Raw genomic sequence first — 6,356 nt, 5'->3', positions numbered from 1 at the left:
AAAGCCGAGGCAGATGCTAAACGCAAAGCCGAAGCGGATGCTAAACGCAAAGCTGAAGCGGATGCTAAACGCAAAGCTGAAGCAGATGCCAAAGCAAAAGCCGAGGCGGATGCTAAACGCAAAGCCGAAGCAGATGCCAAAGCAAAAGCCGAGGCGGATGCTAAAGCCGCTGCCGCAAAACAGGCGGAACAAGAGGCAGCCCAGAAAAAAGCTGAATCTAGACGTATTGCTTCAACAGCTAAACGTGATTTCGAACAGAAAATTTACCGTGCTTGGACTATGCCATTAGGCTCATCAGGTCAAAGAGCTAGTGCCCGTGTAACATTAAGTGATAGTGGTGCGGTCTTATCTGTTGTTGTAACAGCAAGTGATCCTGATGTTAAAGCTAGTGTTGAAGCAGCGATACGAGCAGCAGCTCCTTATCCGATGCCAGAAGATCCAGATGCAAGACGTGAAGCTCGAAGCTTTACTTCAAATTTCATAGCAAAATAGTAATAAATGGTTAACGTTACATGCTTGTAATAGCACAAAGCACGTAACTATGTTAAATAATCAACAGCCACAAAAAAACGAGAGCAAGTAATTGTAACTATGGAAAAGACTCGTAAGCATCTCATCGCAATTGCCGTTTTTACTGCAATTAGTACCACTATTCCGATGACAACTTTTGCGCAGCTTCAATTGGAGATTGCAAAAGCACCCGAAAAAGCGCCAAAAATCGCTATTGTTCCATTTACAAATGACAATGCGATCTATCCAATTGTCGAGAGCGATCTGAATCGCTCTGGTCGTTTTACCAGTGCGTCACAGAATTTACCTGCATCTGCCAGTATGAATCAGATTCAGGCAAGTGATTGGCAAAATGCGGGTGTTCCATATGTTGTGGTTGGTCAAAGTAAGGCTATAAATGCCAATACTTTTGAAATTCACTATCAGCTTTACGATGTACAAAAACAACAATACTTACTCAATGAGGTTTTGACTGTCCCTGCTGGTCGTGTACGTCAAGCTGGGCATATGATCAGTGATGCTATCTATCAAGCTTTGACAGGCATCCCTGGTGACTTTAGTGGTCGTATTGCTTATGTACTTCGTAACCAAGCAAATCCAGCACAGCGTTACACCTTACAAATTGCGGACACCGATGGTGAACAACCGAAAACCGTACTTTCATCACGTGATCCTATCCTCTCCCCAACTTGGACGCCTGATGCGAAGAAAATTGCTTACGTTTCGTTTGAAACCAAGCGTCCAGCCATTTATTTGCAAGATCTAGCGACTGGTCAACGTGAAGTACTTGCAAGCTTTAGAGGCTTAAATGGCGCGCCGAGCTTCTCACCTGATGGTCAATCGATGTTATTTACAGCATCGATGCATGGTAATCCTGAAATTTACCAAATGAATTTGAATACACGTCAAGTACAGCGCATGACCAATGATACTGCGATTGATACTGAAGCACGTTATTCGCCAGATGGTAAATCATTTATTTTCACGTCTGATCGCGGTGGTTCTCCACAAATTTATCGCTATACCTTTGCAGATAAATCAGTACGACGACTCACCTTCCGCGGTGCTTTCAATGCACGTGGGACCTTGAGTTCGGACGGAAAAAGACTCGCTCTAGTACATCGCCCAAGTGGAAGCAGTTATAAAGTTGCACTCCAAGATATTAATACGGGGATTACAAATATCTTAACCCCAACCAGCTTAGATGAATCACCAAGCTTCTCACCAAATGGTCAAATGGTTGTTTATGCAACACGCGAAGGTAATCGTGGCTTGCTGTCAATCATGTCTACTGATGGTCGTTTCCGTATGAATTTACCAAGCGAGCAAGGTGAAGTTCGTGAACCTGCTTGGGCACCAAAATAAATTTACTTGATTGGAGAATCACATGAATATGAAATATCTTAGCCTTCCACTCATTGCTGCAACGCTAGTATTTACTGGTTGTGCAAGCCGTAAACCAGCAACAGACATTACTGCAGGAAATACACCAACAGGTACGACAGTAAGTACTGAAGGTTTGAGCGAAGATGCAGCATTAAATGCACAAAACTTAGCTGGTGCATCTGCAAAAGGGGTGACTGCTGCAAATAAAGCATTCTTGGCGAAACGCGTTGTTCATTTTGACTATGACAGCAGTGAGTTATCTAACGAAGACTACCAAACATTACAAGCACATGCGCAGTTCTTAGTTGCAAATGCAAATTCACGTGTAGCTTTGACTGGACATACCGATGAACGCGGTACCCGTGAATACAACATGGCATTAGGTGAGCGTCGTGCAAAAGCAGTTGAAAGCTTCTTAGTAACAAACGGTGTAAATCCTCAGCAGCTTGAAGCAGTTAGCTAGTAAGCGTCCGCTGAATCCCATACCTATTTTTTAATTCGATTTAGGTTTCCAGCAGTGCGGCAGCAATTCTTCAATTTGGGTCACTTTGTGTGTCGGTAACCTTTTCAGCACATCACTTAAATAGGCATACGGATCCAAGCCATTCAGCTTTGCTGACTGGATTAAAGTCATGATGTTTGCCGCTCGCTGACCACTGCGCAGCGAACCTGCAAACAGCCAGTTCTTGCGTCCCAACGCCCAGGGACGCATCTGATTCTCTACCCAATTGTTGCATATCGGTAGATTGCCATCATCCAGATAGCGGCTTAAGGCTGGCCAACGCTTCAGAGTGTAATTGATAGCCTTGGCGGTGGGAGAACTCGATGGCACTGTCAGATGATGTTGGTTGAGCCATTCATATAGTTGTTGCATCACTGGTTGACTATGCTGTTGTCGGTATTCGCGGCGGTCTTCCGCTGTACCATCGGTCTTTTTCCTGAGTTCTGCTTCTATCGCATACAGTTTCTGAATCAGCACTAAGGCCTGTTCAGCAACCTGACTTTTCCCAGTTACATGCAGTTCATGGAATTTACGACGTGCATGGGCCATGCACCCCACCTCAATCACCTGGCCTGATTTAAAACGTGCTTTATAACCACTGTAATCATCACAGACTAGATAGCCCTGCCAGCCTTTCAAGAACTCTTCAGCATGCTGGCCTGAACGACTATCCTGAAAGTCATAGATCACCGCCTGAACTGGATTATACTGTGTGGTGGCATAGGCCCAGACATAACCTTTCTTCGGTTTTTTATTATTCTCACCCATCCGCATGATGGTGACCGGTGTTTCATCTGCATGCAGCACCCGCTGTTGCAGCACCACCTCTTTTAAGGCATTGGCCAGAGGTTCCAGTTCTACACCGCAGCGACCTATCCAGTCAGATAAAGTGGATCTAGAAAGTTCAATTCCCGCCCGCTGATAGATCAGGCGCTGACGGTACAGCGGCAAATGATCGGCATACTTCGATACCAGCACATGGCTGAGCAATTCAGGTGAAGCAATGCCTTTATCAATCACATAGGCGGGCATCGCTTGCTGAGTTAGAGTGTCACACTGATCACAGACCCATTTACCACGCACATGCTGTTCCTTATAGAACTGTGCCGGTCTGAAATGCAGTTTTTCACTGACATCTTCGCCGATACGACGGAGTTGGCAGCCACAAGCACATTGGGTTGATGCAGGTTCATGCTCAATACGGATGGTGTGTAGATGATCTGGCAGTGGTCGACGTTTAGGTTTATTGGTTTTGGCTTTCTGTGTCGCTGCATTGGTTTTATCTGCATTTAGCCGTTCCAGTTCTAGATCAACCGCGGCAATATCTTCTTCAACCGCTTCATCCCACAGATGGATTTGTTTTGCCGTTAAGTGTTCATTCTTTTGGGCGAATTTGTGCTTTTTAAACAGCGCCAGTTCATGCTCGTATTTTTGATTGAGAATAGAAAGATGTTGAACTTTGGCATCCAATTGTTGGTTTGATTGTGCTAGAGACTGATGCTGCAGCGCCAACTGCCTGGTGAATTCCAGCAGTTGTTCATGGGTCAGTTGGCTTAAGTCAGGCAGCGTATTCATGACCGCAGTATGCCTGAGGTCATGAGAAGAATGAAATAGAACGTTTGGAGAATAGCAGAATGGTCGAGCCTGGTTTAAAGCATCGTCACCACCTGCTGTCGTCCAATGCGCTGCCAGGGCAAACCTTGGATCAGTGCCTGTAACTGTTCCGGGCTGAGGGCCACGGTTTCACCTTGGTGAACTTGAGCCCAGTGAAATTTGCCCTGTTCCAGCCGCCGGGCACACAGCCAGATGCCCAATCCATCATGTACCAGCACTTTCATGCGATGGCCACGTTTATTACAGAACAGGTAAGCACAATGCGGTTTGATGTAGCCAAAGGCTCTCACCACCTGAGCCATGGTCGTATCCATACCTGCACGCATGTCCATGGGCTGAGTAGACAACCAGATTTCATCAATGCGGATCATGTTGCAAGTGCCTTGAGTAATTCTGCCAAGGCAGGTATTTCTGATGTCTGCCATTTTAGCTGAATATCATTATTCGTATGAGGCACGGTGATACACAACGTGATCCTCTCATCAATAGGTTGGCTGATTGCAGCAGTGTAAGGCAAAGCAATAAATGCTGGATTCACATGAGTAGGATCCTGCACGGCACCCTCATGATGGCTGAAGATCCTGATCCAACGACTGACAAGGTTGGCATTAATACTATGTTGCAGTGCGACCGAAGCGATCGAGGTATTAGGATTTTTGCAGGCATTGACAATACTGAGTTTGAATTCTTTGCTGTATTTTCGGCGTTTTTTAGCAACAGGAGGTGTTGCTGAATATATATCCATGTTCATGGATTAAGTCCCCACTTGTTTTTAGGTGGGAACTAAATTAAGGCTTATAGGATCGCTTGGTAAGGCTGTGTTAGCCGGATGCTTACGTTAGCTACGGTAAAGAAGCTCCTGTAAACCCAGGTCACAACGAAGCAGCTTGGAAAGAAAACCGTCGTGTTGAGATCAACTACGAAGCTGTGCCACCTTTATTAAGATAAATAAGTTTAATAAAAAATGCTCACATTATGTGAGCATTTTTTATGTTTGAGATGAGGTATCATCATCGTTAGGCTGCATTGATTCTATCAAGTCATGCTTATTAAACTTTTTATATTCAGGCTTTGCCTCATACTCTTTCCAAGCATCCTTGACACATTCTTTAGAAATTTCATCTAAATTAATTGGCTCACCTGCAGTAGGTGTTGCCTCAAAAGTCTTAGTTGACATTTTCGATCTCCAACGTCCTGTTTAATATCCAATCAACATAGCATGTAATGCCATACTTGTAATCATAAAAGCAACATAAATAAAGTAAGATAATTTTTATTTTATAGCGATCTCATCTAGAATAGGCGCATTCTTTTTTATCCATTTCTGACACAGCTAAATTGGAGCTATTAAAAATGTCAAACCTAACTTTGTCTCAATATTTAGAACAACAAAATGGGAATTTGACTCCAGAATTGGCTCAAGTCATCGCAACAATTGCTGAAACCTGCAAGACTATTGATCAAGCATTACAAAAAGGCGCTTTAGCTGGAATTCTAGGAAGTGCGGGCAATGAAAATGTTCAAGGTGAAACTCAAAAGAAATTAGATGTAATTTCTAACGATTATTTAATCGATGCGTTAAAAGTACACCCTCAAGTCGGTGGGTTAGCATCTGAAGAGTTGGATGATTTTACCCCTGCTCAAGAAAATGGAAAATATTTAGTGTTATTTGATCCACTAGATGGCTCTAGTAACATCGATATTAATATGTGTGTTGGTACGATCTTCTCGATCTTGCCCGCAAAAAATGCAGTAACTCAGTCTGCCGACTTTATGCAAGCTGGTATCGAGCAAGTCGCTGCAGGCTATGTTCTTTATGGTCCATCAACCATGTTGGCGCTTACAGTCGGTGCAGGCGTGGTGTTCTTTACTTTAGATCCAAACTCACAGACATTTTTATTGACCACTGAAAATGTACAAGTGTCAGCGGATACTCAAGAGTTTGCAATCAATGCATCAAATCAACGTCATTGGGAAAATCCTGTAAAACGTTATATCGATGAGCTATTAGCAGGGAAAACATCAGTACGTGAAAAAGATTTCAACATGCGCTGGGTTGCATGTATGGTAGGTGATATTCATCGTATCTTATGTCGTGGTGGGATTTTCCTTTACCCATATGATTTGAAAGATCCGAAAAAAGCAGGACGTTTACGTCTTATGTATGAAGCCAACCCGATGAGCATGTTAATTGAGCAAGCAGGCGGTGCTTCTACAACAGGTCGAGTTCGCATCATGGAAATCCAGCCAACTGAGCTTCATCAGCGTGTACCTGTTATTATTGGTTCTAAAAATGAAGTTCAACGTGTAACGAGCTATCATTCATAACTTAATTACTTCGGGC

7 protein-coding genes and 2 pseudogenes are annotated in these 6,356 nt (G+C 43.8%); 5 read left to right on the top strand and 4 right to left on the bottom strand.

The genetic code is table 11. From position 1 onward, the window contains the following. The 3 genes and pseudogenes from tolA to F927_RS10530 form a co-directional block, all read left to right on the top strand. On the top strand, window positions 1-492 hold a 492-nt coding region (tolA, locus tag F927_RS10540), incomplete at its 5' end, for a cell envelope integrity protein TolA (protein WP_005084505.1). Window positions 493-591: 99 nt separating this feature from the next. Next, window positions 592-1,875, top strand: a complete 1,284-nt coding sequence (gene tolB, locus F927_RS10535) for a Tol-Pal system beta propeller repeat protein TolB (protein ID WP_005084503.1) — start codon at window positions 592-594, stop codon at window positions 1,873-1,875. Window positions 1,876-1,897: 22 nt separating this feature from the next. Next, window positions 1,898-2,356, top strand: a pseudogene (locus tag F927_RS10530) (OmpA family protein); the annotation flags it as partial. Window positions 2,357-2,389: 33 nt separating this feature from the next. Here F927_RS10530 and F927_RS10525 read toward each other — a convergent pair. The 3 genes from F927_RS10525 to F927_RS10515 all read right to left on the bottom strand — a co-directional run bounded on the left by F927_RS10525 (window position 2,390) and on the right by F927_RS10515 (window position 4,763). After that, a complete protein-coding gene (locus F927_RS10525) occupies window positions 2,390-3,973 on the bottom strand; it encodes an IS66-like element ISAba25 family transposase (protein ID WP_005080579.1) in 1,584 nt (527 codons plus the stop codon). Between the two features lie 74 nt (window positions 3,974-4,047). Further along, entirely contained in the window at window positions 4,048-4,383 is a 336-nt protein-coding gene (gene tnpB, locus F927_RS10520; RefSeq protein WP_000618091.1) for an IS66 family insertion sequence element accessory protein TnpB, read from the bottom strand. After that, on the bottom strand, window positions 4,380-4,763 hold the full coding sequence (locus F927_RS10515; protein WP_001055585.1) for a transposase: 384 nt from the start codon (window positions 4,761-4,763) through the stop codon (window positions 4,380-4,382). The genes tnpB and F927_RS10515 overlap by 4 nt, the downstream gene beginning before the upstream one ends. An 86-nt stretch (window positions 4,764-4,849) precedes the next feature. Between F927_RS10515 and F927_RS16885 the strand changes: the two are divergent. Continuing rightward, window positions 4,850-4,960: pseudogene (locus F927_RS16885) on the top strand (peptidoglycan-associated lipoprotein Pal); the annotation flags it as partial. A 40-nt stretch (window positions 4,961-5,000) separates the two neighbouring features. Here the strand turns inward: F927_RS16885 and F927_RS10510 are convergent. Then, window positions 5,001-5,189, bottom strand: coding sequence for an NF038105 family protein (locus F927_RS10510; RefSeq protein ID WP_004640107.1), 189 nt, complete (start codon window positions 5,187-5,189; stop codon window positions 5,001-5,003). 176 nt (window positions 5,190-5,365) lie between these two features. Between F927_RS10510 and F927_RS10505 the strand changes: the two genes are divergently transcribed. Continuing rightward, complete coding sequence (locus F927_RS10505; protein WP_005084499.1) at window positions 5,366-6,340, top strand: class 1 fructose-bisphosphatase; 975 nt, start codon at window positions 5,366-5,368, stop codon at window positions 6,338-6,340. Window positions 6,341-6,356 lie beyond the last annotated feature (16 nt).

Source organism: Acinetobacter haemolyticus CIP 64.3 = MTCC 9819, from assembly GCF_000369065.1.
Classification (GTDB): domain Bacteria; phylum Pseudomonadota; class Gammaproteobacteria; order Pseudomonadales; family Moraxellaceae; genus Acinetobacter; species Acinetobacter haemolyticus.
This window is presented reverse-complemented; position numbering and strand designations above follow the sequence as displayed.

Excerpts from the sequence above, each read along its gene's own strand:
- tolB (WP_005084503.1), top strand. The coding sequence starts at position 592 with ATGGAAAAGACTCGTAAGCATCTCATCGCAATTGCCGTTTTTACTGCA.
- F927_RS10525 (WP_005080579.1), bottom strand. The coding sequence starts at position 3,973 with ATGAATACGCTGCCTGACTTAAGCCAACTGACCCATGAACAACTGCTG.
- tnpB (WP_000618091.1), bottom strand. The coding sequence starts at position 4,383 with ATGATCCGCATTGATGAAATCTGGTTGTCTACTCAGCCCATGGACATG.
- F927_RS10515 (WP_001055585.1), bottom strand. The coding sequence starts at position 4,763 with ATGAACATGGATATATATTCAGCAACACCTCCTGTTGCTAAAAAACGC.
- F927_RS10510 (WP_004640107.1), bottom strand. The coding sequence starts at position 5,189 with ATGTCAACTAAGACTTTTGAGGCAACACCTACTGCAGGTGAGCCAATT.
- F927_RS10505 (WP_005084499.1), top strand. The coding sequence starts at position 5,366 with ATGTCAAACCTAACTTTGTCTCAATATTTAGAACAACAAAATGGGAAT.